Origin of the sequence: Nonomuraea typhae, assembly GCF_009760925.1 — a bacterium.
GTDB lineage: Bacteria > Actinomycetota > Actinomycetes > Streptosporangiales > Streptosporangiaceae > Nonomuraea > Nonomuraea typhae.
Map to the genome: position 1 here is coordinate 110096 of NZ_VRLV01000019.1, position 23624 is coordinate 133719.

A 23624-nucleotide genomic window follows, 5' to 3' on the forward strand; every position below is an offset into this window, starting at 1 on the left:
AGGAGCGCCATGCCGCCCACCGCGTCGATGTCGGCGTCGGCGTCGTTGAGCGGGTCCACCTCGTCGGCGTCGGAGGGCTTGTTCCGGCCCGGGACGCTGTCCGGCCACGCGGCGGAACCCCCCTGCCGCGGTTTGGGCGCACGCGGGCCCGACTGGGCCGCCGCCGCGGCCGCCGAACGCGCCGCCGCGATGCCGCTCCCCGCCGCAGGCGGCGCCGCCTGGCCGGGGTCGGGCATGGGTGGCGTGCCGGGGCTCAGGTCGTCGGGCGCGTCGGGCCACGATTCGTCCGTGGTGACCCGGGAAGCACCCGCCGTGTCGACGGGCGCGCCATCCTGCCCGTGCTGGCCCGAGGGCTGCCCCCCCTGCCCGTGCTGACCGATGGCCTGCCCGGCTTGGCCGACGGCCTGCCCACCCTGCGCGAAGTCCTGCCCAGGCTGGCCGCCCTGCGCGGCGCCCTGCCCGGACTGGTCACCCTGCCCGGCTTGACCCTGCCCGGACTGGCTGCCCTGTCCGGCTTGGCTGCCCTGTCCGGACTGGCTGCCCTGTCCGGCTTGGCTGCCCTGTCCGGACTGGCCCTGTCCGGGCTGGCCGGAGGAGGACTGTCCATGCTGACCGGATTGCTGCCCGTAGTGGCCGGCCGCGCCCTCATCGCCGGAACCCGGCTGACCCGGGCCCGGCTGGGGTTGTCCCGACGAGCCGGGGCCCTCCTGTCCATAACCCGCCCCGGGCGCCCCTTGCGCATGGCCCGCGCCAGATCCCGCCTGTGCCTGCCCTGCCCCGGTACCAGCCTGTGCAGGGCCCGCCTGGGCGTGACCCTGGGGGCCCTGGCCCGGGGAACCTTGGCCGTATCCGCCCTGCCCTCCCTGGCCATGCGGCTGGCCTCCAGGCTGGCCTGGGTGCCCCTGGGACGCCGGACCCGGTGAGCCGGGACGACCGCCACGACCACCGGGGGCAGGCGAACCGCCGACGACGGCCTCGACCTTCCACGTGCCGCCGAGTACGTCGCCCAGCGCGCTGGCCACGACGGCGTCCTTGCCGCCGCCGGTGAAGTTCTTCATGGCGCCGACCTGGGCGAAGCCGAGCGTGACGACCTTGCCTTCGACACCCACGACCTGGGCGTTGGTGCTGACGTTCGCCCAGACGACGATGCTGCGCTGCTTCAACGCGGCCAGTACGGCAGGCCACTGCGCCTGGATCGCCGCGGCCCCACCGGCCACCACGCCGGAAGCGCCACCCGGCGCCCCACCGGCGTCCCCGGCCATCCCTGCCGAAGCCCCGCCACCAGCTCCGCCGGACACCCCACCGGCGCCCGCACCGGACATGCCACTCGCAGCTCCACCAGACGTGCCGGCGGCACCGCCGGTCATTCCCCCGGGAACCGAACCGGCAGGAGCCCCGCCACCCATCCCGGCCGCGCCACCGGTCCCGGGGCGTACCGCCTCCGGCCAGTCGCTGCCGTCCCCGGCCCCATCGGCAGAACCGGCAGCCGGGGCAGCCCCGGAACCGGCGCCCGGCCCCGCAACCCCGCCTTGTCCGGCGGCAACCCCTTGGGCCGCCGCGGGCACACCAGCCTGCCCCGAGCCAGGACCGCCGGCCGTACCCGGATGGCCGGAACCACCCGCCGTACTCAGATGGCCGGAACCGCCGGCCGTACCCGAATGCCCGGAACCACCCGCCGGACCCACAGAACCCGAGCCACCCGCATGACCCGAACCGCCCGCATGACCCGAGCCGCCGGCCGTACCGGTAGCAGGGCCGGCGCGACCCGCCATCTGCGCGACCACGCCCCCGCGCTCAAGGCGTTCGAGGCGGGCCAGGAGGGCGTCCTCGCCGGCCGACGCGCCCGGCAGGAGCACGCGAGCGCACATGAGCTCCAGCAGCAGCCGCGGCGACGTTGCCCCGCGCATCTCGGTCAGCCCGGCGTTGAAGACCTCGGCCGCGCGGGTGAGCTCGGCGGGTCCCATGGAGGCGGCCTGCTGGACGAGGCGTTCGAGCTCGTCGGCGGGCCGGTCCAGCAGCCCGCTGGAGGCGGCTTCCGGGACGTTGGCCAGGATGACCAGGTCGCGGAAGCGTTCGAGCAGGTCGGAGGCGAAGCGGCGGGGGTCGTGGCCGCCCTCGATGACGCGGTTGACCGTGCCGAAGACGCGGGCGCCGTCGTGGCCGGCGAAGGCGGCGACGACCTCGTCGAGCAGGTCGCCGTCGGTGTAGCCGAGCAGAGAGACGGCCTTGGCGTAGGTGATGCCGTCGTCCTCGGCGCCGGCCAGGAGCTGGTCGAGGATGGACAGCGAGTCGCGGGCCGATCCGGCGCCGGCGCGCACGACCAGGGGCAGCGCGGTGGGCTCGAAGGGGACGCTTTCCGAGCTGAGGATCTCCTCCAGCAGCGCCCGGAGCGTCGCGGGCGGCATGAGCCGGAACGGGTAGTGGTGGGTTCGCGATTTGATGGTGCCGATGACCTTTTCCGGCTCGGTCGTCGCGAAGATGAACTTGAGGTGGGGCGGCGGCTCTTCGACGAGTTTCAGCAGCGCGTTGAAACCCTCGCGGGTCACCATGTGCGCCTCGTCGATGATGTAGATCTTGTAGCGCGCGGAGACGGGGGCGAAGAAGGCCCGCTCGCGCAGGTCGCGCGCGTCGTCGACGCCACCGTGGGAGGCGGCGTCGATCTCGATCACGTCGAGGTGGCCCGGCCCGGTGGCGGCCAGCGCGACGCAGGACTCGCATTCACCGCAGGGATCGGGAGTCGGACCTTTTTCGCAGTTGAGGCTTCTCGCCAGGATTCGGGCGCTGGACGTCTTGCCGCATCCGCGCGGGCCGCTGAACAGGTAGGCGTGGTTGATCCGCCCCGTGCGCAGCGCCTGGCGCAACGGCTCGGTGACGTGCTCCTGCCCCTTGACCTCCGCGAAGGTGCCGGGCCGGTACTTGCGGTAAAGCGCAAGGCTCATGCGACCATCCCGCCTGCGAGGGGGCTCTCAACGAAGAGACCCCCCGCACACCCGCCAGAGCCCGCTTATCCTTGCTGCCTTCCGGCCCTGGGGAGGTTCACAGGATGACGCCGCGCGAGGGGTCCTTGGACAGTCTAGCCACAACCGGCAGTGCTTGCTGCCGCGAAATCGTGGTCTCCGCACGGCCGGGAGTCCGGTAAGCTCGTCGGCGGAGGATTCGCCTAGTGGCCGAGGGCGCACGCTTGGAAAGCGTGTATAGGGCAACCTATCAGGGGTTCAAATCCCCTATCCTCCGCCAGTTCAGAGGGGTCATGCCGGGATCATGGGCATGGCCCCTTTCGCATGGGAGCCGATCAGTGCCGCTGCTTTCGATCATCACCCCCAGCTACCAGCCGGTCCGCGAGCACCTCTTAGCGGCTTACGCCTCCGTCCGCGCCCAGGAGCTTCCCGAGGGCTGGGAGCTCGAATGGGTCGTCCAGGAGGACGGCCACGCGGGCGAAACCGCGGCGATCCTGCCCGCCGACCCCCGGGTGAAGATCGGGACCGGCCGGCGTGGCGGGGTCGCGCTGACGAGGAATCTCGCGCTCGCCCGGTCCACGGGCGAGCTGGTGAAGAATCTCGACGCCGACGACATCCTGACGCCCGGCGTCCTGGCCAGGGACATCGAGGTCCTCACCGCCGACCTGGAAATCCAGTGGAGCACGTCCCGCGTTCTCGACCTGCTGCCCGACGGGTCGACGGCCGGCTTCGACGGCGACCCGCCGGCCGGCCGCATCAAGCCCGGCTTCGTCTACGACTACTGGCGCGAGCACGGTTACCGGCTCCCCGTCCACCCGACCACGATCTGCATCCGCCGGGAGCTGGTCGTCGCGCTCGGCGGCTGGATGGGGGTCCCGGGATCCGACGACACCGGCCTGCTCATCCCGGCCAGCCTCGTCAGCCACGGCTACTTCCACCGCGAGACCGGCCTGCTCTACCGGAAGTGGCCCGGCCAGGAAACCGCGGGCAGCGAGCACTACGCGGCCGAGGAGTGGCATCTGCGGATGAGCCTCATCGAGGCCCGCGCCGAGGCGGTCCGCAGAATGTGGCCGCGCGTTCAGGGGCTGAGGTAGCCGCGCGTTCAGGGGCTGAGGTAGCCGAGCGTTCCGGTACGGCGGGCCTGCGCGGCGGTGGTGAGACGGGCGAAGGCATGGGGACGCAGGAGCCCCCCTGCCTCGTCCATGGGAAAGAACCCGTAGTCGTCGAGCTCGGATTCCTGCAGGGTGATCGGGGTGTCGGCGTCGATCGTGCCGCAGTCGAACATGAAGTGCACCGACGGCAGCGGGCAGGTGTCCAGGGGCATGAGCCACTGGGTGACCAGGAGCCTGCCGGGGGTGGTGCTCAGGCCCAGTTCCTCGGCGAGTTCGCGGGTGCACGCCTGGGCGGGGTGTTCTCCTTCGTCGATCAGGCCGCCGGCGAAGTTCCAGTGGTCGCGGTAGTTGGGTTTCACCAGGAGAACACGCCCGCCCGGGTCCGTGATGTAGGCCGCGGCGGCGGCGACGAGTTTGTTCACCGACATCCAGAAGTCGTCCACATGATCACCCTAGGGCGGCGGCCGCCCGGGTCCGATCGGTGGCCATGTGGACGGCCATCACGCCGAGCACGCTGCCGGTCACGTACCGCTGGACGCGCAGCCAGCCCGGCCGGGTGGCGAGGAAGGCGGCCAGGGCGCCTGCCGACACGGCGATCAGGGCGTTGACCAGCGTGCCGATGAGGATCTGTACCGAGCCGAGCGCCAGGCTCTGCAGCAGGACGTGACCCAGCGCCGGGTCGATGAACTGTGGCAGCAACGAGAGGTACAAGATGGCGATCTTGGGGTTGAGCAGGCAGGTCAGCAACCCCATGGCGAAGAGCTTGCGTGGCCGCTCGACCGGCAGGTCACGGGCCTCGAAGGCGGAGATGCCGCCCGGCTTCACGATGTTCCAGGCCAGCCACAGGAGGTACGCGGCCCCGGCCAGCTTGAGGGCGGTGTAGGCGGCGGGCACGTAGGCGAACAGGGCGGTCAGGCCGAGGCAGGTCGCCGTCAGGTAGACGGTGAAGCCGAGCGCCACACCGGAAAGGGAGATCAGGCCGGCCCGGCGGCCTTGGGTGATCGATCGGGAGACCAGGTAGATCATGTTGGGGCCGGGCGTCAGCACCATGCCCAGCGAAACCAGTGCAATTCCCACCAAACCTGCTGTCATCCCGCAAGGGTAAACCCTTCCCGAAATGAGCAACCACAGAGCGTAATCGGCCGATTGCCCGGGGAAATCATCAGGCATGCAGTTCGACGACGACGCCAAGCTCGACCCGTCCCAGATCGAGGACGTGCGAGCCTCCGGCCCCCAGCAGGGCGGCGGCGGTGGAGGCATGATGCCCGCCGGGTGCGCGTCGCTGCCCATCACCGGCAAGGGCGGCGGCTGCCTGCTGCTGCTCCTGGCGGTGGCGGCGTTGTTCGTGTTCAAGCTCGTGCCGACGCCCCTGACCGGCGACCAGCAGCCCCAGCAGGGCGGCCAGGCGCCGCCCCGGCCCACGCTCACGCCCAGCGGGAACCTGGCCGACGCCTGCCAGACCGGGGCCGACGCCAACCAGTCCGAGAAGTGCCGCATGGTCGGCATCGTCAACAGCATCCAGGCGTACTGGAAACATGCCTTCGCCGCCCGCGGCGGCGCACCCTACACACCGGCCAGGACCGTGCTCTTCTCCCGCGCCGTCAACACCGCCTGCGGCGCCGCCGACTCGGCCGTCGGCCCCTTCTACTGCCCCGGCGACCGCAAGGTCTACCTCGACCTGACCTTCTTCGACAGCCTCCAGCGCGACTTCGGCGCCGAGGGCGGTCCCTTCGCTCAGGCATACGTCGTCGCCCACGAGTACGGTCACCACGTCCAGAACCTCCTGGGCACGATGAACCGGGTCGGCAACAGCCGCCAGGGGGCGAGCAGCGGAGCCGTACGCCTCGAGCTCCAGGCCGACTGCTACGCCGGAGTCTGGGCGAACAACGCGGTCAAAACCGGCTTCTACTCCCAGCCGTTCTCCCAGACCGACATCGACCAGGCGCTCAGCGCCGCGGCCGCGGTCGGCGACGACAGTATCCAGCGGCGCGCCCAGGGCAGGGTGACCCCCGACGCGTTCACCCACGGCACCTCGCAGCAACGCGAGAAATGGTTCACCGTCGGCTACCAGAGCGGTGATCCCAAACGCTGCGACACCTTCTCGGGAACCATCTGAGCCACGCCTCTGACCTGGGGTGACGGCGGTGGACAGCGCAAACGAGCGAAATCTCTCCTAAAATCAATGGGTGATCTTCAAGTTGGTCGGCGACGGACGCCCTTATCCCGAACATGGTCTGACGCACCGCGAGTGGGCGCAGATACCACCGCGGCAGGTCCGGCTCGACTCGCTGATCACCACCAAGGCCATGCTGGACCTGCACTCGCTGCTGGCCGCCGACTCGACGTTCTACGGCGACCTGTTCCCCCACGTCGTGCAGTGGCAGGGCGAGCTCTACCTCGAGGACGGCCTGCACCGAGCCCTCCGTGCCGCCTTGCACCAGCGCTCCATCCTGCACGCCCGGGTCCTGGAGCTCCCCACCGAATAGGCCCCGGAGCGCCGGACGCGCGGGGGGTTGACCTTTGACACGTCGCTGTCAGAGTCGAGGGTGAGTCCCGGCTGTGTGGAGGCTTCGATGTCCCTTCGGCAAAGGTGTGCTCTCGTCCTGCTCGGGGTGCTGGTGATGTCGTTCGCGCCGCTTCCGGCGCACGCCGCCGGCATCGAGGAGTGCCCGCCGGGCTCCATCTGCGGGTGGAGCGGGGAGAGCTTCTCCGGCACGATGACCCGGCTGCCTCCGGGCGCGGGGTGCGTGAAGCCACCGTTCCCGATCAGGTCGGCGGCGAACACCTTCCGCTCGCCCGGCATTCCCGCCGTGGCGGGCTTCTACGCGCTGCCCGGCTGTGCGAGCTATGTCGGCGGAGTCGGCCCGGCGCAGTCGCTGTGGGTCATTTCGCCGCCCGCCGCCAGCGTCATGCTCGTGTGGTGAACGAAAAGGGCCTCCAACCCCATGTCGCAGGTTGGAGGCCCTTCGTCTGATGGCGGTGGTGGTGGGATTTGAACCCACGGATGAGTTGCCCCATCACACGCTTTCGAGGCGTGCGCCCTCGGCCACTAGGCGACACCACCGCCGACGAGCTTACCGGATCCTGCGAGTGGCGAAGAACTCCTTAAGTACCGCGGAACACTCCTCCGCCAGCACTCCCATGACGACCTCGGGCCGGTGGTTGAGGCGGCGGTCCCTGACCACGTCCCACAGGGAGCCCGCCGCGCCGCCCTTCTCGTCGGCCGCGCCGTACACGATGCGTTCCACGCGCGACAGTACGGAGGCGCCCGCGCACATCGTGCAGGGTTCCAGGGTGACCACGAGCGTGCAGCCGCTCAGCCGCCATGAGCCGAGGACGGCGGCGGCGGCCCGGAGCGCCAGGACTTCCGCGTGGGCGGTGGGGTCGGCGGTGGATTCGCGGTCGTTGCCGGCGCGGGAGAGGATCTCGCCGGACCCGGACAGCAGGACGGCTCCCACCGGGACCTCGCCGCGGGTGCCGGCCCGGCGGGCCTCCTCCAGCGCCAGGCGCATGGGGGCGATGTAGGTCAACGCAGGCGGTCCAGCTCGTCGGCGAAGGACAGGCGCTCGGCGATGACGGACAGGACGTCGGCGGGGAGCACGCCCTCCTCCATGCTGAGCTCGAGCAGTTCCTCGGCGCTCAGGCCCAGGTCGGCCAGGAGCTCGAAGTCACCGGAGGGCTTGACGCCCATGCCGTTGCCCTCCTTGTCGAGGGCGATCCCGGCGAACTCGGCGAAGAGCTCACCCAGCTCGCTCAGGCTGGCGTGGGCGTCGGACAGGAAGACGCGGGGCTCCTCCTCGCCGGCGTAGCGGGCGATGGCGAACCACTCGTCCTCCACCTCGACGCACAGCAGCGCCAGCTCGTCTCCGGACAGGCCGAGGGACTCTTGCACGGCGTCGCCGAGGTCGTCGACGATCTCGGCTTGGCTGAGGTCGACCTCGGCACCGCTCCAGCCGTCCTTGGTCCTGACGAAAGCCGCTGAGAAGGTGTTTGAGGCCATGCCCGAACTCCCGAGAGTCAGCCGAAGACCGATTCGATGGCGCGCTCGAACGGCTCGGAGAACCCGAGCCGCCCGGCGATGCTGGACAGCACGTCCTCGGGCAGCAGGTCGATGTCGCCGGACAGGATGCCCAGCTCCATCTCGTCGAGCCCGAGATCGGCGAAGATCGACAGGTCACCCGCGGGCAGCACCGTGTCCTCGTCCTGGAAGATCTCGTCGAGCTCCTCCTCGTCGGGGATGGGGACGTCGATGTATTCGAGGACCTGCTGGGCGAGCGGGAAGTCCCAGGAGGCGGCGATGTCGGACAGGAAGACATCGACCCGCTCACCGAGGACACGCAGCGCCACGAAGAACTCATCCCCCACGGCGACCAGGCCAATCGTGCCGCTCTCACTGGGCTGTTGGCGTAGCGCGTGGATGAGGCCGTGAAGGTCGGAGGTCAGACCTACGGGAAGCAATTCGGCGTCCCAGCACCCGTCTTCCCGGTAGACCACGACGGCGAAATCAAGAGCGTCTTCGTCTGCCATCGCCATCCACCCGATCCCTGACCTGACAGCCACTAGTAGGGCCACTCATCGTTCCAGACCGCACAGCCCGCCGTAGTGGGCTCCGACCAAATTGTGATCAAAACCAGTTCCGCGACGTGCCGGTACGTTCCACACAAGATAGCGTTGTCCCTTATGGAAACCCTCGTCGTCGATCACCCCCTCGTGGCGCACAAGCTCACCACGCTGCGGGATGTCCGCACCGACTCGCCGACGTTCCGCAGGCTCGCGGACGAGCTGGTGACGCTGCTCGCGTACGAGGCCACGCGTGATGTGCGGGTCGTGGACGTCACGGTGGAGACCCCGGTCGCGCAGGCCCACGGTGTACGGCTGGCGCGGCCGTACCCCTTGGTCGTCCCGATCCTGCGTGCCGGGCTCGGCATGCTCGACGGCATGACCCGGCTGCTGCCCACGGCGGAGGTCGGTTTCCTGGGCATGATCCGCAACGAGTCGACCCTGCAGGCGGAGACGTACGCGACCCGGCTGCCCGACGACCTGTCCGGGCGGCAGTGTTACGTCGTGGACCCGATGCTGGCCACCGGCGGCACGCTGGCGGCGGCGATCCAGTTCCTGTTCGAGCGGGGGGCCGTGGACGTGACGGCCCTGTGCCTGCTGGCCGCGCCTGAGGGGCTGGCCTACATGGACAAGGTGTTCGCGAACTCCGGCAAACCCATCCGTGTCGTCACGGCTGCGCTTGACGAGCGTCTGAACGAGAACGGCTACATCGTGCCCGGCCTCGGGGACGCCGGCGACCGTCTCTACGGCGTGGTCTGAGAAGCTCTTTCCCTCTCCATGGACCTGCGCTTCGTTACATACTGTGTTTGTGTGGGTACGAAGAGTAAGGAAGCCGTCCCATTTTGCGGGATGCGGGCGTGAGGGAGCACGATGAGCGATCGCACCGAAGCTGATCCGAGTCCGTACGCGGAGGTCGAGACAGCGCTGCGCGACGAGTTCGCCGGCGTTCACTCCGCGACCACGGTCACGCGCTGCGTCGAAGCCGCCCATTACGGGGCGCTGGAGGTCACCGGCTACGCCCATCCCGGGCTGGTCGAGCGGATCGCGCGCAAGCACCTTCACGTCCTCGCGCTCGTTGCGAGCGAGCGCGGCTAAGAAGATCACAACTATCCGTCGTGGATGCGCTTTACCCCGGCTAGGTAGTGGGTAACGTATACGGCGGGTGTAGTGGGAAGTGGTACGGAGGCGACAGTGCAGGTCAAAAAAGTCCTCACCTACGGTGGTATCGCATTCGTTGCGTACTACCTGTTCGCGCGACCAGCGGACGCCGCTGACGCGGTCAGAGGTGCGTTCGACACGGTCTTCAACGCGGCCGACTCGCTGGCTCAGTTTGTGAACAGCCTCGCATGAGACTTGTGACCCACGGGGACTCTGCTCCGTCGTCGGTCAACCGCTACCTACTCCCCCACGAACACCAGGTCATCATGGTGCGGCGACACCCAGCCGTGCTGCTCCGTCCGGTCGCCGAGGTCTTCGGCGGCCTGATCGTCGCCGGACTGCTCAGCAGGTTCTTCGGCGACCAGGGGGGCGGCACGGCCCTCGTCGTCGTCTGGTGGCTCTGGCTGCTGTTGTTGATCCGTTTCGTATGGAAAGTCGCAGAGTGGTCGGTCGACTACTTCGTGGTGACCTCGAAACGGATGTTGCTCACCACGGGCTTGATCACGCGAAAAGTCGCGATGATGCCGCTACAGAAGGTCACCGACATGAGCTTCCAGCGGTCCCTACTTGGGCGCATGCTCGGTTACGGGGAGTTCATCCTGGAGTCGGCCGGTCAAGATCAGGCCCTATCCACGGTGGAGTACATCCCGTACCCCGAGACCCTGTATCTGGAGGTCTGCCAGATGCTATTCCCCAGCAAGGACGAGGGAGACGATTAATCTCCTCGTAGGGAATTCTTCAGGCGGGGATACCCGATTCGGCCACTTCATGCAATCATTTGCGTGTTGTTGACCCTTCCCCGCCTTGAGAGATGAGATGCCGAGTCAGGGAACCATCGGTGACCGCGTCCGAGGACTGCGGCTGAACAGGCGGATGTCCCAGGCCCAGCTGGCCGGGCCCGACCTGTCAGATAGTTACGTCTCACTCATCGAGTCAGGCAAGCGCACGCCGACTCCTGTCGTGGCCCGCCTCCTGGCCGAACGGCTGGGTTGCACCACCGAATTCCTCCTCCACGGTATCGAACCCAGACAGCGCATCGACACCGAGCTCGGCCTGCGTCACGCCGAGCTGGAGCTGCAGCACGGCGATCCGGCGGCGGCGGCGGAACGCTTCACCGAGATCGTGAAGGCGGCCGACGAAGAGAACGCCATGCTCACGGCGCAGGCGCGCTTCGGGCGGGCCCGGGCGCTGGAGGCGCAGGGCCGGCTCGGACAGGCCGTCGAGGCGTTCGAGCGGCTGCGCCGCGAGGCCGCCGCGCATCCGGAGCGCCTGGCCGACCTGCCGCTGACCGTCGCGCTGAGCCGCTGCTACCAGCGGGCCGGTGACCGGCTGCGGGCCCGTGACCTGGCGGCCAGCGCGCTGGCGCAGGCTTCCAGACTCGCCATCACACAGGGTGAGCTCGCGGTCGACCTGGCCGCGTCGCTGATCGAGACGCAGGGGGAGAGCGACTCGGCGGCGGTCACCTACGTCAAGCATGTTCTCGACGTCACCGGCATGCCTTGTGTTGTGGACCGTTCCGGAGAGATCCACACACTGTGGCAGGCGAGCATCGCGGCGGCCGCGGGCGAGGACTCCGCGCTGGCGGTCCGCCTGGCCGACGACGCCATCATGGCCGGGCGCAGCGGCCGGATCGCGCGCCAGGCGGCCGTGACCGCGATGCGCTGGGCGAAGCTGGAGTCGTCGCCGGTCGAGGAGGCCGAGGCGCTCGTGCGGGCGGCCACCGCGGTCTTCGCGGAGCTGCCCGGCAGCACGTCGCTGCAGGGCGCGAGCCTGGTCGCCCACGCGCAGGTGCGGCTGCGTGCCGGCGACTCGGTCAAGGGGGCCGAGCTGGCCACCGCGGCGCTGGACCTGCTGGACGACTCGCCGGTCAAGGCCGAGGCGCATCTGGTGATCGCCAAGGTGACCGTCGGGCTGGACGGCGACGCCTTCGGGCACCTGGACGCCGCCCGCGACGTCCTGGCCGCCCTCGGCCGGCCGATGTACGGCTCGGACCGTCAGACCGCTCGATCCTGGCGTGAGCTGGGCGATCTCTACGGCGACGTGGGGGCGCCGGACCAGCAGACGGCGGCCTACCGCAGAGCGCTCGAAGCGGCAGGCGTACGCTCGTCCATGGCGGGGGTCATGTCATCCGCGGGCGTCTCGCAGCGCAATCAGTAGCCACCTCGCTGACCAGGGCCTTCCGCCGGGGGCCCTGGTGATGGCACCTGCCCGCGCGGCTTAGACTTGCGCCTCTCAGGCAGGAATAATTAGGGTCTACCAGTCATTGACTCATAGGATGATTGGTTTCCCCGGAGGAGGCAGACTGTGAGTCTGCGTACGGCACAGCGGGCGTCGCTCGTGGACCAGGTGATCGATCAGCTCAAGGAGCAGATCACATCGGGGACATGGCCGTTGAACGGCAAGATCCCCACCGAGACCGTGCTGGCCGAGCAGCTCGGAGTCGGTCGCAACACCGTTCGCGAAGCCGTACGCGCGTTGACCCACGCGGGCCTCCTCGACTGCCGTCAGGGGGACGGCACCTATGTGCGGGCCACGAGCGAGTTGTCCGGCGCCATGCTGCGCCGCCTTCGCCAGGCCGAGCAGCTGGAGATCCTCGAGGTCCGGCGCGCGCTGGAGGTCGAGTCCGCCCGTCTGGCGGCCACGCGCCGCACCGACGCCGACATCCGCAACATCGAGAGCCGGCTGGCCGAGCGCGATCGCGCCTGGGAGGCCGACGACCCCGACGCGTTCGTGGAGGCCGACCTGGCCTTCCACATGGCGGTCGCGCACGCCACCCACAACCTGGTGCTCATCGACCTCTACGAGGACTTCTCCGCGGCCCTGCGGGCCAGCATCACCGCCGCCGGCACCTCGCTGAACAAGAGCTACATCCCGCACGACGCGATCGCGCGTGCCATCGCCGCCGGTGACGCGGCCGCCGCCGAGCGCGCGGGGCACGCCTGCATGGAGCACATCCTCATCGCCCTCACCGACGAGAGCTGATCAGTCGGCACGGGAACCCTCCTCCGCGATCACCAGGGAGTCGATCGCGGCGAAGAACGTCGTGATCCCCGGCAGGTTCGCGCCCTTCTCCCGTGAGGCGGCGAAATCCTCCGGGGATCGCCATTCGACGATGTCCAGCCACTGGTCGTCGGGCAGCCGCACGAGCCTCGCCCCCAGGAATCCCACGCGGTCGGCGGCGAACTCGGCGAGCATCGCGGGCCGCGCGGCCAGGAGCGCTTCGGCGTCGGCGGCCTTGAATCGGGTCAGTTCCACAGTCGTCATGCGACTACAATATGGTAACCATTGGTGATAGTCAAGATTAGTGACTAAATGGAGGTCGTCGTGCGGCGCAGCGAGAGCAAGAGGATCGATCCCGATGTGGGCATCCTCGCCGGGCGGGTCCTCTTCGCCTTCCAGCGGGAACTCTTCACCGCCCTCGCCGCGCAGGGCCACGACCGGCTCCGCCCCCGCCACGGCGCCGTGCTGGCCCACCTCGACCGGGAAGGCAGCCGGGCCACCGACCTGTCGGCCCTGTCCGGCCAGCACAAGCAGGTGATCGGGACCCTCGTGGACGAGCTGGTCGACCTCGGCTACGTGGAGCGGCGGCCCGACCCCGATGACCGCAGGGCCAAGCTCATCGTGCCCACCGAGCGCGGCCTGGACCAGATGGCCAAGGCCGACGCCCTGGTGAGCGAGATCGAGCGGCGCTACGCCGAGAAGGTCGGCGCCGAGGAGTGGGCCGCGTTCAAGCACGCGTTCCGGAAGATCACGGAGTCCTGACCGGAGGTCACCCCTGGCGCAGGGACATGACGAGGTAGCGGAACTCGGGCTCGGCGTCGCCCGGGACGTCCTGGACGAGGGCGGGGCGGGTGGCGGATTCCATGTTGATCCTGGCCAGCTCCGTCTCCACGCCCGTCAGGCCGTCGAGCAGGAAGTGCGACTGGAAGGCGATCTGGATGTCGTCGCCGCGCAGGTCGCACTCGACCACCTCGGTGCCGCGGCCGATGTCGCCGCCCCCGGCCTGGATCAGGACCTGGTTCCTGCTGAACGACAGCCGGATCGCCGTGTTGCGCTCGGCCACCAGCGCCACCCGCTTGATCGCCTCCACGAACGGCGTCACGCGCACGTCGGCCCGGATCGACCAGTCGTTGCTCAGCCGGGCGCGGTAGTCGATGAACTGCTCGTCCAGCAGCCGGACCGTCGTGCTGCGCCCCACGCTCTCGAAGCCGGCCACCCCGTCGCCCAGCGCGACCAGGACCTCGCCGCCGCGCAGCGACTTGGCCACCTCGACCAGCACCCGCGCGGGCACCATCGCCGAGACCGCCACGTCGGGCCGGGCCGGGCGCCAGGTGAAGTCGCGGGCGGCGATGCGGTAGCGGTCGGTGGCGGCCATGGCGACCTGGTCGCCCTCGATGTCCATCCGGATGCCGGTCAGCATGGGCAGCGTGTCGTCGCGGCTGGAGGCGGGCGCCACCTGGGTGACCGCGCCGGCGAACACGCCGCCGCCGATGGCGCCGATGCCCGGCGGCATCGTGGGCAGGGTGGGAAAGTCGTCCACCGGCATGGTGATGAGGCCGAACTCGGCGCTGCCGCAGGTCAGGATGGCCTCGGCGCCCTCGGTGACGATCTGGACGTCCTCGGCGGGCAGACTGCGGCTGATCTCGGCCAGCAGGCGGCCCGGAATGAGCACCTTGCCGGGCTCGGCCACGTCGGCCTCGATGCGGGCCTGCGCGGAGACGTCGTAGTCGAAGGCCGCCAGGCTCAGCTCGTCGGTGGCCTCGATCAGCAACCCCGACAGGACGGGGACCACAGGCCGGCTTGGCAGCACCCTGGCCGCCCATGCCACCGCGTCCGCCAGCACATCACGGCTAACCCGGAATTTCACCTGATCTACCCTTTCGTGTCACCTGCCTTCTAAGAAGGTATCCGGTGCCACCGACAAACCATCAACGGCTGTTCAGGTAGGCGAGCACCGCCAGCACACGCCGGTTGTCGTCGTCCGAAGGCGCCAGGTCGAGCTTGCCGAAGATGTTGGCCGTGTGCTTGGCCACCGCGCTCTCGCTCAGGAACAGCCGCTGCGAGATCGCCGCGTTGGAGCGCCCCTCGGCCATCACCTCCAGCACGTCCCGCTCGCGCGGCGTCAGCGCGGCCAGCGGCTCGTTGCGCGCGTTGCTGGCCAGCAGCTTGGAGATGACCTCCGGGTCCATCGCCGTTCCCCCGGCCGCCACCCGGCGCACGGCGTCGATGAACTGCTCGGCGTTGAACACCCGGTCCTTCAGCAGATACCCGATGCCGCCCGACCCGTCGGCCAGCAGCTCGCGCGCGTAGAGCTGCTCCACGTGCTGCGACAACACCAGGATCGGCAGCCCGGGCACCTGCCTGCGCGCCTCCAGGGCGGCCTGCAGCCCCTCGTCGGTGAACGTGGGCGGCAGCCGTACGTCCACCACCGAGACGTCCGGGCGCAGCTCCACCAGGGCCTTCAGCAGCTCGGGGCCGGACTCCACGGCGCCGACGACCGTGAAGCCGTGCGCCTGAAGCAGATGGACCAGACCGTCGCGCAGGAGGTAGAGGTCCTCGGCGACCAGAACACGATTCAGCATCGCCGCAACCATAGGCGACGCGGCGTCGCCTCGGCCATCCAGCGCTCCTTGGAGTGGGTGGCCGGGATGAGCACGGCCGACAGGTACATGGAGGCGCCCAAAAGGATCATGCCCATGATGAACGGCCACTGCCACTGCTCCGGAAGGTAGAAAGCGACGAACCAGGACTTCACATCCACCTCGAAGAACTTGAGGATCGCCGCCACCAGCCCCTGCGGGAACAACGGGCACCACGCGGTCAGCCACAAGAGCCAGGTCAGGCCGGTCTTCCACAGCGGGAGCCGGGCCTTGTCCCCGTTCGGCGACCGGTCCGGCAGGGCGCGCGGCACGTTCATGGTGACGGTCGTGGGGCCGCCGGGCGGGCTGTGTACGGCGAGCACGCCGTCGAAGGCGGCCAGGCGGCGCTCGATGCCGGCCAGCCCGCTGCCCTTGGCCGGGTCGGCGCCGCCCATCCCGTCGTCCTCGACGGTGATGCGCAGGTCCTCCTCGCTCTGGCTGAGGTCCACCCGGACGCGGGTGGCGTTGCCGTGGCGGGCGGCGTTCGACAGCAGCTCGCTGACGGCGAAGTAGGCGGCCGCCTCCACCGGCGACTCGGCCCGGTTGGGCAGGTCCACCTCGATCTCGACATGCAGCGGGCTGTCCATGGCCATCGCGCGCACGGCGTCGGCCAGGCCGCGCTCGGCCAGCACCGGCGGATGGATGCCGCGCACCACGCGGCGCAGCTCGGTCAGCGTCTCCGACGAGGCATCGCGGGCCTTGGCCAGCAGCGCCTTCGCGGCCGCCGGATTGGTCTCGATGAGCTGCTCGACGGCCCCGAGCGTCATGCCGAGCGCGACCAGCCTGGCCTGGGTGCCGTCGTGCAGGTCCCGCTCGATCCGCCGCATCTCGGCCGCCTGCGTGTCGTTGGCCAGCGAGCGTACCTTCTTGAGCTGCTGCACCTGTACGGCGAGCCGGCTGGCCGCGGTCGGCGCCAGCAGGAGGCGCGCCCAGTGGGCGTACACGTACAGCCCGACCTTGGGCAGCGTCAGCAGCAGCGGGGCGAGGATCACCTTGACGAACGGGTCCCAGAGCAGCCACAGCATGTCCCGCCAGGAGCCGCCGTCGCCGACCAGCCACATCCAGTGCTGGCTCCAGGCGGGCACCCGCGGGGTCTTGTAGAGCGTGCGGTCGTGCCGGTAGAAGCCGTCGGGCCCGCGCTGCGGCGGCGGAGGTTTGGGCAGGTAGGGGGATTCGATGAGGACCCCGGCCCACTCGCGGGCCCATCGCCGGGTCTGCTCGGCCAGCCGCCGGGTCATCAGGACCGCGGGCGGGAAGAGGAAGACGAGCCCGAGCGTGAAGGTCAGGACCACGGCCGCGAGCGTCGCCGCGAACGCCACGACCTGCACGACGGCCATGGCGAGCAGCAGCAGGACCTGACCGACCCGTGCGAGTCTCATGCCCACAGTGTGCAGGAACGCCGGTCGTGCCGTCATTGCACCTACGTACACCCTTTCCCGGCAGCTAGCGCGATTCCGGCGCGCGCCCGGTGTTCCTAGCGTCTTGTGCCATGGAACTGATCGAGGTCACCAACCTCCACAAACGCTACAAAGACCATGTGGCGGTCGAGGACGTCTCGTTCTCCGTCGGAGAAGGCGAGATCTTCGGCATCCTCGGCCCCAACGGCGCGGGCAAGACCACCACCGTCGAATGCGTCTCCGGCCTGCGCCGGCGCGACGGCGGCGGCATCCGGGTGGCCGGGCTCGACCCCCACCGCGACCGCGCCGGGCTGCGCCGCATCCTCGGCGCCCAGCTGCAGAGCTCGCAGCTCCACGACCAGATCAAGGTGTGGGAGGCCATGGATCTGTACGCCTCCTTCTACCCGGACCCCGCCGACTGGCGGGAACTGCTCGACCTGGTCGGCCTGACCGCGAAGCGGGACACCACGTTCGCCAAGCTCTCCGGCGGCCAGCGCCAGCGGCTGTCGGTCGCGCTGGCGCTCGTCGGCCGGCCGCGCATCGCCGTACTCGACGAGCTGACCACCGGGCTCGACCCGCAGGCGCGGCGGGACATGTGGGAGCTCGTGGAGGCCATCCGCGCGGACGGCGTGACGATCCTGCTGGTCACGCACTTCATGGAGGAGGCCGAGCGGCTCTGCGACCGGCTCGCGCTCATCGACGGGGGCAAGGTGGTCGCCACCAACTCCCCCGCCGGGCTCGTGGCGGCCGTCGGCCAGGAGCAGCGCGTGAGCTTCCGGCCGTCCAAGCCGGTGGACGAGGCGATCCTGCTGGCCCTGCCCGAGGTGCGGGCGGTCGAGCGCCACGGGGCGCAGCTCGTCGTCAGCGGCACCGGCAACCTCGCCCCGGCCGTCACGCTCGCCCTGGCCGGGCACCAGATCGTCCCCAACGACCTGCGCATCGACCAGGCCACCCTGGACGACGCCTTCCTCGCTCTCACCGGAAGGAAGCTCGCGGAATGAAGAAGATCCTCGCCGTCGAAACCAAGATCATGATCAGGGAGTGGCCGGCCTTCGCGTTCACCGCCGGACTCCCGCTCGCGTTGCTGCTGCTCCTGGGCAGCATCCCCAGCTTCTCCGAGGCCAAGCCGGAGCTGGGCGGGATGTCGCTCAACCAGGCCCAGATGCCCGCCATGATGACGCTGCTGTCGCTGCTGACCGTGGCCCTGACCGTGGTGCCGGCGACGCTGGCCACCTACCGGGAGCGCGGGCTGCTGCGCAGGATGTCGACCACGCCGGTGCACCCCCTGTGGGTGCTGGCCACCCAGCTCGTCGTCAACCTCGGCGTCGCGCTGGTCTCCACGCTCATCCTGATCGTGGGCGGAGCCATCGTGCTGGGTACGGCGGTGCCGCGCAACCTGCCCGGCTTCGTCCTCGCCTGGCTTCTCGGTACGGCGGCGCTCATGGCCATCGGCCTGGTCATCGCGGCGGTCGCGCCCAACGGCAAGGCCGCGGCGCCCATCGGCTCGATCGTCATGTTCCCGCTCATGTTCGTCGCGGGCATGTGGCTCCCGCGCGAGATGATGGCCCCCGCCCTGCGCACGATCGGCGACTACTCCGTGGCCGGGCCCTTCGCCCAGGCGATGCGGGACGCCTGGGCGGGCAACGCCCCCCAGCTGTTCGACCTGGGGATCACGGCGGCAGGGCTGCTGCTGTTCGGCGGGCTGGCCGTACGGCTGTTCCGGTGGGAGTGAGCTCAGCCCCAGACCGGGCGGGCGCCACGCACCCCGGACATGAGCGAGTACACCGACGAGGTGGCGGTGATGAACAGCCGGTTGCGCTTGGGGCCGCCGAAGACCACGTTCGCCACCTGCTCGGGGAACTTGAGCCGGCCGATCAGCGTCCCGTCGGGGTGGTAGCAGTTGACCGCCTTGCCGGTGGCCACCCACAGCCGGCCGGTGTCGTCGAGCCGCAGGCCGTCGTAGGGGCCGTGCTCGGTCTCGGCGAACACCTTCCCGCCCGACAGCCGGCCGTCCTCGCGCACGTCGAAGACCCGGATGTGACCGGCCTCGGTGTCGGTGACGTACAACTGCTTCTCGTCGGCGGAGAAGGCCAGGCCGTTGGGGCGGACGAAGTCGTCGGCCACGATCCGCACCACGGCCGTGCCCGGATCCACCCGGTAGACGTGGCAGCCGTCGATCTCCTGCTCGGCCCGGTGCCCCTCGTAGTCGCTGATGATGCCGTAAGGCGGGTCGGTGAACCAGATGGAGCCGTCGGAGCGCACGACCACGTCGTTCGGGCTGTTCAGGCGCTTGCCCTGGTACCGGTCGGCGAGCACGGTGATCCGGCCGTCGGCCTCGGTGCGGGTGACCCGGCGCGGGCCCTGCTCGCAGGAGACCAGCCGGCCCACCCGGTCGAGGGTGTTGCCGTTGGCATAACCGGCCGGCTGGCGGAAGGGGCCCACGTTGCCCGTCATCTCGTCCCAGCGCAGCATGCGGTCGTTGGGGATGTCGCTCCAGACCAGGAAACGCCCGGCCGGGAAGTAGACCGGGCCCTCGGCCCAGCGCGTACCCGTGTAGAGCACCTCGGTCCGCAGGTCGCCGCGGATCTCGGCGGCACGCGGGTCGAACGGCTCGAAGTCGGTGGGGATCGTGGTCGTCATACCCGCAGGAAACCCCAACCGGCAACGCCCGGCCAGAGCCGCGAATCGACAGGTTGTGGACGTCATCGACAGGACGCCGCCCCGTGACGAGGCGCTGGCCGGCGTGACATAGGCTGCCCAGATGAGCAAGGCGCTGTGGAACTCCAAGGAGCTCACCGTGGGCCAGCTGGCCGAGCGCAGCGGCGTAGCCGTCTCCGCCCTGCACTTCTACGAGTCCAAGGGGCTCATCGCCAGCCGCCGCACCACCGGCAACCAGCGCCGCTACTCCCGTGACACGCTCCGCCGGGTCGCCTTCATCCGGCTCGCCCAGCGCATCGGCATCCCCTTGAAGACCATCAAGGACGCCCTCGCCGAACTGCCCGAGGAACGCACCCCCACCCGCGACGACTGGGCCCGCCTGTCCGCCGCCTGGCGCACCGAGCTCGACGACCGCATCGAGCAGCTCCAGCGGCTGCGCGACGACCTGACCGACTGCATCGGCTGCGGCTGCCTCTCGCTCGACCGGTGCGTGCTGGCCAACCCCTACGACCGGCTGGGCGACGAAGGGCCGGGGGCCAGGCGTATCGACACCCGGCTCTCCCCGGCCCAGAACTGCGCCACCTGCTAGCCCGCCTTCGCCGGCGGCACGATCAGCGTCGGGCGGTGGGCGTGATGCAGCACGTGGTTCGAGACGCTGCCGAGCAGCACGGAACGCACGCCGCCCAGGCCCCGCGACCCGGTCACGATCAGCGAGGCGTCGAGCTCGTCGGCCACGTCCACGATCGTCTGCCAGATCGAGTCCTGGTCGGCCACCGCCCGCGCCGTCACGTCGGTCAGCCCGGCCTTCCCGGCCAGCTCCGCGCCCTCCGCGGCCTGCCGCTCGGCCAGTTCCTTCCACTCCTCGCCCTGGTCGGCAAGGAGCGCGGGACCCGCGGTCGGGTGCCGCTTGACCTGCACCAGCAGCGGCTCCCACACGCTGAGGACGACCGTGGGCTCATGCGTGAGATGCTTGCCCGCGAACTCGACGGCGGCCTTCGCGTCGGCCGAACCGTCGTAGGCGATCAAGATGGTCATGGCTTCTTCCCTTCACCGTAGTCATCTGGTGAAGCACCGCGAAGATCAGCCCGATTCCGCCTCTCACTGTCTACTGGGTCACATCGGCGGCCACGCCTCGCCCCACTCCACGTCGCGGGCGGCCCGGTAGAGCTCACCGTCACGCTTGGAGACGTTGCGCTCCTCCCGGACGCCGCCGGCGCACAGGGCCAGCGTCACCAGCCCCTTGCGCTTGGCCGGATGCCGCAGCACCCGCGCCCCCGGCGGCGTCACCCCGGCCCTCGTCGCCGCGACATAGGAGAACTTCTCATCCTCGAACCCCAGTGACCCGGCCTTCAGCCTGCGGTGCAGACTGTCACGCGGCAGCCGGGCGGCGAAGTGGCACCAGTCGCCCTCCGCCAGCGGGCAGCGCTCCTCGTGCGGGCAGGGGGCGGCGACCCGCAGGCCCATCCCGATCAGCAGATCACGGGCGGCCAGCACCCGCTCGTAGCCATCCGGCGAACCGGGCTCGACGATGACCAGCATGCCCGCCTGCTCGGCCAGCCGCCGCACCAGCGGCTCGCGCACCGCCTCCGGAAGCTCCCCCAGCACGTACGACAGAGTCACCAGGTCGGCCGCCGCCCCGGCCGGGCCGGAGCCCACCTCGGCCTGCCGCCATTCGGCCCGCCGTACCGCGGGGTGCTCGGCCTTGGCGGCCAGCGAACGGCCGAGTTGCGCCGCGGACCTGTCGCGTTCCAGGACGGCGATCTCCCGCAGCGACGGCCAGCAGTCGGCCGCCGCCCAGACGGCCGCCCCGGTGCCGCCGCCCACGTCGAGCTGGGACTCGGGCGCGAAGTCCGGGACCGCCGACGCCGCCTCGGCCAGCGCGAACCGGACGGCGGCGAACGTGGCGGGCATCCGCACGGCGGCGTAGGCGGCCACGTCCGTCTTCGAGCGCAGCGCCGGGCGGTCGAAGGGACGGTGGTAGCGGGCCGTGAGCTCGGCGGCCGAGGCGGCCAGATCCTGCTCCCGATGGGACTCGAGCTCCTCGGCCAGGGCGTGCCTGAGTTCGGCGGGCAGGGTGTACATCAGTGCTGGGCCATGTCGACGAAGCGGCTGTAGTGGCCCTGGAAGGCCACGGTGACGGTGGCGGTGGGACCGTTACGGTGCTTGCCCACGATCAGGTCGGCCTCACCGGCACGCGGCGACTCCTTCTCGTAGGCGTCCTCACGGTGCAGCAGGATGACCATGTCGGCGTCCTGCTCGATGGAGCCCGATTCGCGCAGGTCGCTGACCTGGGGGCGTTTGTCGGTGCGTTGTTCGGGGCCGCGGTTGAGCTGGGACATGGCGATGACGGGGACCTCGAGCTCCTTGGCCAGCAGCTTGATGCCTCGGGAGATCTCCGAGACCTCGTTCTGGCGGCTTTCGGTCTTCTTCGGCGAGCTCATCAGCTGGAGGTAGTCGATGATGACGAAGCGCAGGTCGTGGCGTTGCTTCAGGCGGCGGCACTTGGCCCGGATCTCCATCATCGACATGTTGGGCGAGTCGTCGATGAACAGCGGCGCCTCGGCCACCTCGCTCATGCGGCGGGCCAGGCGGGTCCAGTCCTCGTCGCTCATCATGCCCGAGCGCATCGCGGACAGGGCCACCCGGGCCTCGGCCGACAACAGGCGCATGGTGATCTCGTTGCGCGACATTTCCAGGGAGAAGATGACGGTGGTCATGCCGTGCTTGATCGCCGCGGATCTGGCGAAGTCGAGGCCGAGCGTGCTGTTGTGGGTGGGGATCCACGTACGGCCGGCCAGGTACATGTGGTCGGCGTTGTCCACTTCGACGCACCTGACCGGGACCGAGGCGACGGGGCGCACGGCCACGATGTCGCGGGGGGCGCGGGTGAAGCCGATCTCGCCGTCGCGCGTCGTGGTCACGTAGCCGAGGCTGTGGAGGAGTTCGAGGGTGTCCGTCGTGGCCTGCCGGAGGCGGCCGTCCTCGTCGAGGAGCTCGGCCAGGAGGGCGCGTCGCTCGGCGGCGGGGGCGCGCAGGCGGGAGGTCAGCACCGAGCCAGGCCCCGCCGGCAGGTCGAGTGGGGCCGCCGCCTCGACCGTGTGCGGCAGCGTGCGGGCGATCTCCTCGGTGGTGTGGACGCCGGTCGTGGTGCGCCACTGGTGCCGGGCGTCGGCCACCAGCACGCTGCCGTCGCTGAACTCGACCTCGTAGCACGGCCTGCCGTGCATGACCTCGGTGGCGGCGACGACGCGCGTGGGCCTGCCGTCGGCGCCGATGAGGTCGTCGCCCGCGCGCACCTCGCCCATCGTGGTCCAGCCGGTGGGGGTCGGCAGCGGGGTGTCGAGGGCGAGGGCCTTGCCCATGGCGGGGCGGGCGGCCACGACGATCATCTGGCCGGGGTGCAGGCCGTTGGTGAGCGTGTCGAGGTCCTGGAAGCCGGTCGGGACGCCGACCATGTGGCCGCTGCGGCTGCCGATGGCCTCGAGCTCGTCCAGGGCGCCGGGCATGATCTCGGCCAGCGGGGCGTAGTCCTCGCTGGTGCGGCGCTCGGTGACCTTGTAGATCTCGGCCTGGGCGCGGTCGACGAGGTCGTCGACCTCTTCGTTCTGGCCGCCGTAGCCGAAGGAGACGATGCGGGTGCCGGCCTCGATGAGGCGGCGCAGGATGGCCTGCTCACGCACGATCTTGGCGTAGTAGCCGGCGTTGGCGGCGGTCGGGACGACGGCGGTCAGCGTGTGGAGGTAGGCGGCGCCGCCCACCCTGGCCATCTCGCCGCGCTTTTGGAGCTCGTCGAAGACGGTGACGGCGTCGGCCGGTTCGCCTCTGCCGTAGAGGTCGGTGATGACCTCGTAGATGATCTGGTGGGCGGGGCGGTAGTAGTCGTCGGCGCGCAGGATCTCGACGACGTCGGCGATCGCGTCCTTCGACAGCAGCATGCCGCCCAGGACGGACTGCTCCGCCTCGATGTTGTGGGGCGGGGTGCGGTCGAAGCTCGGACCGCCGCCGGGCCCCTCGTCGTCTATGGTCACCGCGCCCCCTCGAACTAGCAGGCGGTCGCACCACCCCCACTTGTAGCCGACCGGTCTGACAGTTTCCCCCGTTCCCTGGAGTACGGCAACGCGGCCTGTGGACAAGCCTGTGGTC

Annotated in this window: 27 protein-coding genes, 2 tRNA genes, 1 other RNA gene and 1 pseudogene; 15 read left to right on the forward strand and 16 right to left on the reverse strand. The window is 70.2% G+C overall.

Annotation, left to right across the window (positions count from 1 at the left end; translation table 11 throughout):
• Positions 1–758: 758 nt before the first annotated feature.
• Together FVE25_RS46390 and ffs are read right to left on the reverse strand one after the other, a co-directional pair.
• A pseudogene (locus FVE25_RS46390) lies at positions 759–2939 on the reverse strand (DNA polymerase III subunit gamma and tau); the annotation flags it as partial.
• 31 nt (positions 2940–2970) lie between these two features.
• An RNA gene (ffs, locus tag FVE25_RS46395) (signal recognition particle sRNA small type) lies at positions 2971–3066 on the reverse strand.
• A gap of 83 nt (positions 3067–3149) precedes the next feature.
• Here ffs and FVE25_RS46400 point away from each other — a divergent pair.
• Positions 3150–3237 (forward strand) — tRNA-Ser (locus FVE25_RS46400).
• Between the two features lie 58 nt (positions 3238–3295).
• A complete protein-coding gene (locus FVE25_RS46405; protein ID WP_157253919.1) occupies positions 3296–4051 on the forward strand; it encodes a glycosyltransferase family 2 protein in 756 nt (251 codons plus the stop codon).
• Between the two features lie 8 nt (positions 4052–4059).
• Here the strand turns inward: FVE25_RS46405 and FVE25_RS46410 are convergent, their stop codons facing one another.
• Positions 4060–4512: an NUDIX domain-containing protein gene (locus tag FVE25_RS46410; protein WP_157253920.1), complete on the reverse strand. Its 453-nt coding sequence runs from the start codon at positions 4510–4512 to the stop codon at positions 4060–4062.
• A gap of 4 nt (positions 4513–4516) precedes the next feature.
• On the reverse strand, positions 4517–5161 hold the full coding sequence (locus FVE25_RS46415; RefSeq protein ID WP_157253921.1) for a LysE family translocator: 645 nt from the start codon (positions 5159–5161) through the stop codon (positions 4517–4519).
• Between the two features lie 76 nt (positions 5162–5237).
• On the opposite strand from FVE25_RS46415, the gene ypfJ reads away from it, so the two are divergent.
• The 3 genes from ypfJ (at position 5238) to FVE25_RS46430 (ending at position 6993) form a co-directional block, all read left to right on the forward strand.
• Positions 5238–6185 carry a KPN_02809 family neutral zinc metallopeptidase gene (gene ypfJ, locus FVE25_RS46420; protein ID WP_157253922.1) on the forward strand — a complete coding sequence of 316 codons (948 nt, stop codon included), beginning with the start codon at positions 5238–5240 and terminating at the stop codon, positions 6183–6185.
• A gap of 70 nt (positions 6186–6255) precedes the next feature.
• Positions 6256–6555 (forward strand): type II toxin-antitoxin system VapB family antitoxin, encoded by a 300-nt coding sequence (locus FVE25_RS46425; RefSeq protein WP_157253923.1) that lies wholly within the window; start codon positions 6256–6258, stop codon positions 6553–6555.
• 87 nt (positions 6556–6642) lie between these two features.
• Positions 6643–6993 carry a hypothetical protein gene (locus FVE25_RS46430; protein ID WP_157253924.1) on the forward strand — a complete coding sequence of 117 codons (351 nt, stop codon included), beginning with the start codon at positions 6643–6645 and terminating at the stop codon, positions 6991–6993.
• Positions 6994–7043: 50 nt separating this feature from the next.
• On the opposite strand, the gene FVE25_RS46435 is transcribed toward FVE25_RS46430, so the two are convergent.
• The 4 genes from FVE25_RS46435 to FVE25_RS46450 all read right to left on the reverse strand — a co-directional run bounded on the left by FVE25_RS46435 (position 7044) and on the right by FVE25_RS46450 (position 8602).
• Positions 7044–7133: transfer RNA gene (locus FVE25_RS46435), tRNA-Ser, on the reverse strand.
• A 10-nt stretch (positions 7134–7143) separates the two neighbouring features.
• Positions 7144–7581: a tRNA adenosine(34) deaminase TadA gene (gene tadA / locus FVE25_RS46440; RefSeq protein WP_157254052.1), complete on the reverse strand. Its 438-nt coding sequence runs from the start codon at positions 7579–7581 to the stop codon at positions 7144–7146.
• A 14-nt stretch (positions 7582–7595) separates the two neighbouring features.
• Positions 7596–8069, reverse strand: a complete 474-nt coding sequence (locus tag FVE25_RS46445; RefSeq protein ID WP_157253925.1) for a tRNA adenosine deaminase-associated protein — start codon at positions 8067–8069, stop codon at positions 7596–7598.
• A 17-nt stretch (positions 8070–8086) separates the two neighbouring features.
• On the reverse strand, positions 8087–8602 hold the full coding sequence (locus tag FVE25_RS46450) for a tRNA adenosine deaminase-associated protein (RefSeq protein ID WP_157253926.1): 516 nt from the start codon (positions 8600–8602) through the stop codon (positions 8087–8089).
• 147 nt (positions 8603–8749) lie between these two features.
• On the opposite strand from FVE25_RS46450, the gene upp reads away from it, so the two are divergent.
• The 6 genes from upp (at position 8750) to FVE25_RS46475 (ending at position 12769) form a co-directional block, all read left to right on the forward strand.
• A complete protein-coding gene (gene upp, locus FVE25_RS46455) occupies positions 8750–9388 on the forward strand; it encodes a uracil phosphoribosyltransferase (protein WP_157253927.1) in 639 nt (212 codons plus the stop codon).
• A gap of 111 nt (positions 9389–9499) precedes the next feature.
• The gene (locus FVE25_RS46460) at positions 9500–9724 is read left to right on the forward strand and encodes a hypothetical protein (protein ID WP_157253928.1); all 225 of its coding nucleotides are present in this window, start codon (positions 9500–9502) and stop codon (positions 9722–9724) included.
• A gap of 96 nt (positions 9725–9820) precedes the next feature.
• Positions 9821–9979, forward strand: a complete 159-nt coding sequence (locus tag FVE25_RS54115; RefSeq protein WP_165977494.1) for a hypothetical protein — start codon at positions 9821–9823, stop codon at positions 9977–9979.
• Positions 9976–10506: a PH domain-containing protein gene (locus FVE25_RS46465; RefSeq protein WP_157253929.1), complete on the forward strand. Its 531-nt coding sequence runs from the start codon at positions 9976–9978 to the stop codon at positions 10504–10506. The genes FVE25_RS54115 and FVE25_RS46465 overlap by 4 nt, the downstream gene beginning before the upstream one ends.
• 97 nt (positions 10507–10603) lie before the next feature.
• A complete protein-coding gene (locus tag FVE25_RS46470; protein ID WP_157253930.1) occupies positions 10604–11944 on the forward strand; it encodes a helix-turn-helix domain-containing protein in 1341 nt (446 codons plus the stop codon).
• Positions 11945–12091: 147 nt separating this feature from the next.
• Positions 12092–12769 (forward strand): FadR/GntR family transcriptional regulator, encoded by a 678-nt coding sequence (locus tag FVE25_RS46475; protein ID WP_157253931.1) that lies wholly within the window; start codon positions 12092–12094, stop codon positions 12767–12769.
• On the opposite strand, the gene FVE25_RS46480 is transcribed toward FVE25_RS46475, so the two are convergent.
• Complete coding sequence (locus FVE25_RS46480; protein WP_157253932.1) at positions 12770–13051, reverse strand: hypothetical protein; 282 nt, start codon at positions 13049–13051, stop codon at positions 12770–12772.
• Positions 13052–13099: 48 nt separating this feature from the next.
• On the opposite strand from FVE25_RS46480, the gene FVE25_RS46485 reads away from it, so the two are divergent.
• Positions 13100–13549, forward strand: coding sequence for a MarR family winged helix-turn-helix transcriptional regulator (locus tag FVE25_RS46485; RefSeq protein WP_157253933.1), 450 nt, complete (start codon positions 13100–13102; stop codon positions 13547–13549).
• A gap of 7 nt (positions 13550–13556) precedes the next feature.
• Here FVE25_RS46485 and dnaN read toward each other — a convergent pair whose 3' ends face one another.
• From dnaN to FVE25_RS46500, 3 genes are all read right to left on the reverse strand, one after another.
• Positions 13557–14654, reverse strand: a complete 1098-nt coding sequence (gene dnaN / locus FVE25_RS46490; protein ID WP_157253934.1) for a DNA polymerase III subunit beta — start codon at positions 14652–14654, stop codon at positions 13557–13559.
• A 61-nt stretch (positions 14655–14715) separates the two neighbouring features.
• Positions 14716–15369, reverse strand: coding sequence for a LuxR C-terminal-related transcriptional regulator (locus FVE25_RS46495; RefSeq protein WP_157253935.1), 654 nt, complete (start codon positions 15367–15369; stop codon positions 14716–14718).
• A complete protein-coding gene (locus FVE25_RS46500; protein WP_157253936.1) occupies positions 15363–16805 on the reverse strand; it encodes a sensor histidine kinase in 1443 nt (480 codons plus the stop codon). The genes FVE25_RS46495 and FVE25_RS46500 overlap by 7 nt, the downstream gene beginning before the upstream one ends.
• A 110-nt stretch (positions 16806–16915) precedes the next feature.
• Here FVE25_RS46500 and FVE25_RS46505 point away from each other — a divergent pair, with 110 nt between their 5' ends.
• Positions 16916–17824, forward strand: coding sequence for an ABC transporter ATP-binding protein (locus FVE25_RS46505; protein ID WP_157253937.1), 909 nt, complete (start codon positions 16916–16918; stop codon positions 17822–17824).
• Positions 17821–18555, forward strand: coding sequence for an ABC transporter permease (locus tag FVE25_RS46510; protein WP_157253938.1), 735 nt, complete (start codon positions 17821–17823; stop codon positions 18553–18555). Before FVE25_RS46505 ends, FVE25_RS46510 begins: the two co-directional genes overlap by 4 nt.
• Positions 18556–18557: 2 nt before the next feature.
• Here FVE25_RS46510 and FVE25_RS46515 read toward each other — a convergent pair whose 3' ends face one another.
• Positions 18558–19463 (reverse strand): SMP-30/gluconolactonase/LRE family protein, encoded by a 906-nt coding sequence (locus FVE25_RS46515; RefSeq protein ID WP_157253939.1) that lies wholly within the window; start codon positions 19461–19463, stop codon positions 18558–18560.
• Positions 19464–19584: 121 nt separating this feature from the next.
• Between FVE25_RS46515 and soxR the strand changes: the two genes are divergently transcribed.
• Positions 19585–20070 carry a redox-sensitive transcriptional activator SoxR gene (gene soxR / locus FVE25_RS46520; protein ID WP_157253940.1) on the forward strand — a complete coding sequence of 162 codons (486 nt, stop codon included), beginning with the start codon at positions 19585–19587 and terminating at the stop codon, positions 20068–20070.
• On the opposite strand, the gene FVE25_RS46525 is transcribed toward soxR, so the two are convergent.
• The 3 genes from FVE25_RS46525 to dnaB all read right to left on the reverse strand — a co-directional run bounded on the left by FVE25_RS46525 (position 20067) and on the right by dnaB (position 23509).
• On the reverse strand, positions 20067–20516 hold the full coding sequence (locus FVE25_RS46525; protein ID WP_157253941.1) for a universal stress protein: 450 nt from the start codon (positions 20514–20516) through the stop codon (positions 20067–20069). The two genes, soxR and FVE25_RS46525, sit on opposite strands and share 4 nt — an antisense overlap.
• Positions 20517–20594: 78 nt before the next feature.
• A complete protein-coding gene (locus tag FVE25_RS46530) occupies positions 20595–21563 on the reverse strand; it encodes a small ribosomal subunit Rsm22 family protein (RefSeq protein WP_157253942.1) in 969 nt (322 codons plus the stop codon).
• Positions 21563–23509, reverse strand: coding sequence for a replicative DNA helicase (gene dnaB / locus FVE25_RS46535; RefSeq protein WP_219825961.1), 1947 nt, complete (start codon positions 23507–23509; stop codon positions 21563–21565). The genes FVE25_RS46530 and dnaB overlap by 1 nt, the downstream gene beginning before the upstream one ends.
• Positions 23510–23624 lie beyond the last annotated feature (115 nt).

Excerpts from the sequence above, each read along its gene's own strand:
- FVE25_RS46415 (WP_157253921.1), bottom strand. The coding sequence starts at position 5,161 with ATGACAGCAGGTTTGGTGGGAATTGCACTGGTTTCGCTGGGCATGGTG.
- ypfJ (WP_157253922.1), top strand. The coding sequence starts at position 5,238 with ATGCAGTTCGACGACGACGCCAAGCTCGACCCGTCCCAGATCGAGGAC.
- FVE25_RS46430 (WP_157253924.1), top strand. The coding sequence starts at position 6,643 with ATGTCCCTTCGGCAAAGGTGTGCTCTCGTCCTGCTCGGGGTGCTGGTG.
- tadA (WP_157254052.1), bottom strand. The coding sequence starts at position 7,581 with ATGCGCCTGGCGCTGGAGGAGGCCCGCCGGGCCGGCACCCGCGGCGAG.
- FVE25_RS46445 (WP_157253925.1), bottom strand. The coding sequence starts at position 8,069 with ATGGCCTCAAACACCTTCTCAGCGGCTTTCGTCAGGACCAAGGACGGC.
- FVE25_RS46450 (WP_157253926.1), bottom strand. The coding sequence starts at position 8,602 with ATGGCGATGGCAGACGAAGACGCTCTTGATTTCGCCGTCGTGGTCTAC.
- upp (WP_157253927.1), top strand. The coding sequence starts at position 8,750 with ATGGAAACCCTCGTCGTCGATCACCCCCTCGTGGCGCACAAGCTCACC.
- FVE25_RS46460 (WP_157253928.1), top strand. The coding sequence starts at position 9,500 with ATGAGCGATCGCACCGAAGCTGATCCGAGTCCGTACGCGGAGGTCGAG.
- FVE25_RS46465 (WP_157253929.1), top strand. The coding sequence starts at position 9,976 with ATGAGACTTGTGACCCACGGGGACTCTGCTCCGTCGTCGGTCAACCGC.
- FVE25_RS46470 (WP_157253930.1), top strand. The coding sequence starts at position 10,604 with ATGCCGAGTCAGGGAACCATCGGTGACCGCGTCCGAGGACTGCGGCTG.
- FVE25_RS46480 (WP_157253932.1), bottom strand. The coding sequence starts at position 13,051 with ATGACGACTGTGGAACTGACCCGATTCAAGGCCGCCGACGCCGAAGCG.
- FVE25_RS46485 (WP_157253933.1), top strand. The coding sequence starts at position 13,100 with ATGGAGGTCGTCGTGCGGCGCAGCGAGAGCAAGAGGATCGATCCCGAT.
- FVE25_RS46495 (WP_157253935.1), bottom strand. The coding sequence starts at position 15,369 with ATGCTGAATCGTGTTCTGGTCGCCGAGGACCTCTACCTCCTGCGCGAC.
- FVE25_RS46500 (WP_157253936.1), bottom strand. The coding sequence starts at position 16,805 with ATGAGACTCGCACGGGTCGGTCAGGTCCTGCTGCTGCTCGCCATGGCC.
- FVE25_RS46505 (WP_157253937.1), top strand. The coding sequence starts at position 16,916 with ATGGAACTGATCGAGGTCACCAACCTCCACAAACGCTACAAAGACCAT.
- FVE25_RS46510 (WP_157253938.1), top strand. The coding sequence starts at position 17,821 with ATGAAGAAGATCCTCGCCGTCGAAACCAAGATCATGATCAGGGAGTGG.
- FVE25_RS46515 (WP_157253939.1), bottom strand. The coding sequence starts at position 19,463 with ATGACGACCACGATCCCCACCGACTTCGAGCCGTTCGACCCGCGTGCC.
- soxR (WP_157253940.1), top strand. The coding sequence starts at position 19,585 with ATGAGCAAGGCGCTGTGGAACTCCAAGGAGCTCACCGTGGGCCAGCTG.
- FVE25_RS46525 (WP_157253941.1), bottom strand. The coding sequence starts at position 20,516 with ATGACCATCTTGATCGCCTACGACGGTTCGGCCGACGCGAAGGCCGCC.
- FVE25_RS46530 (WP_157253942.1), bottom strand. The coding sequence starts at position 21,563 with ATGTACACCCTGCCCGCCGAACTCAGGCACGCCCTGGCCGAGGAGCTC.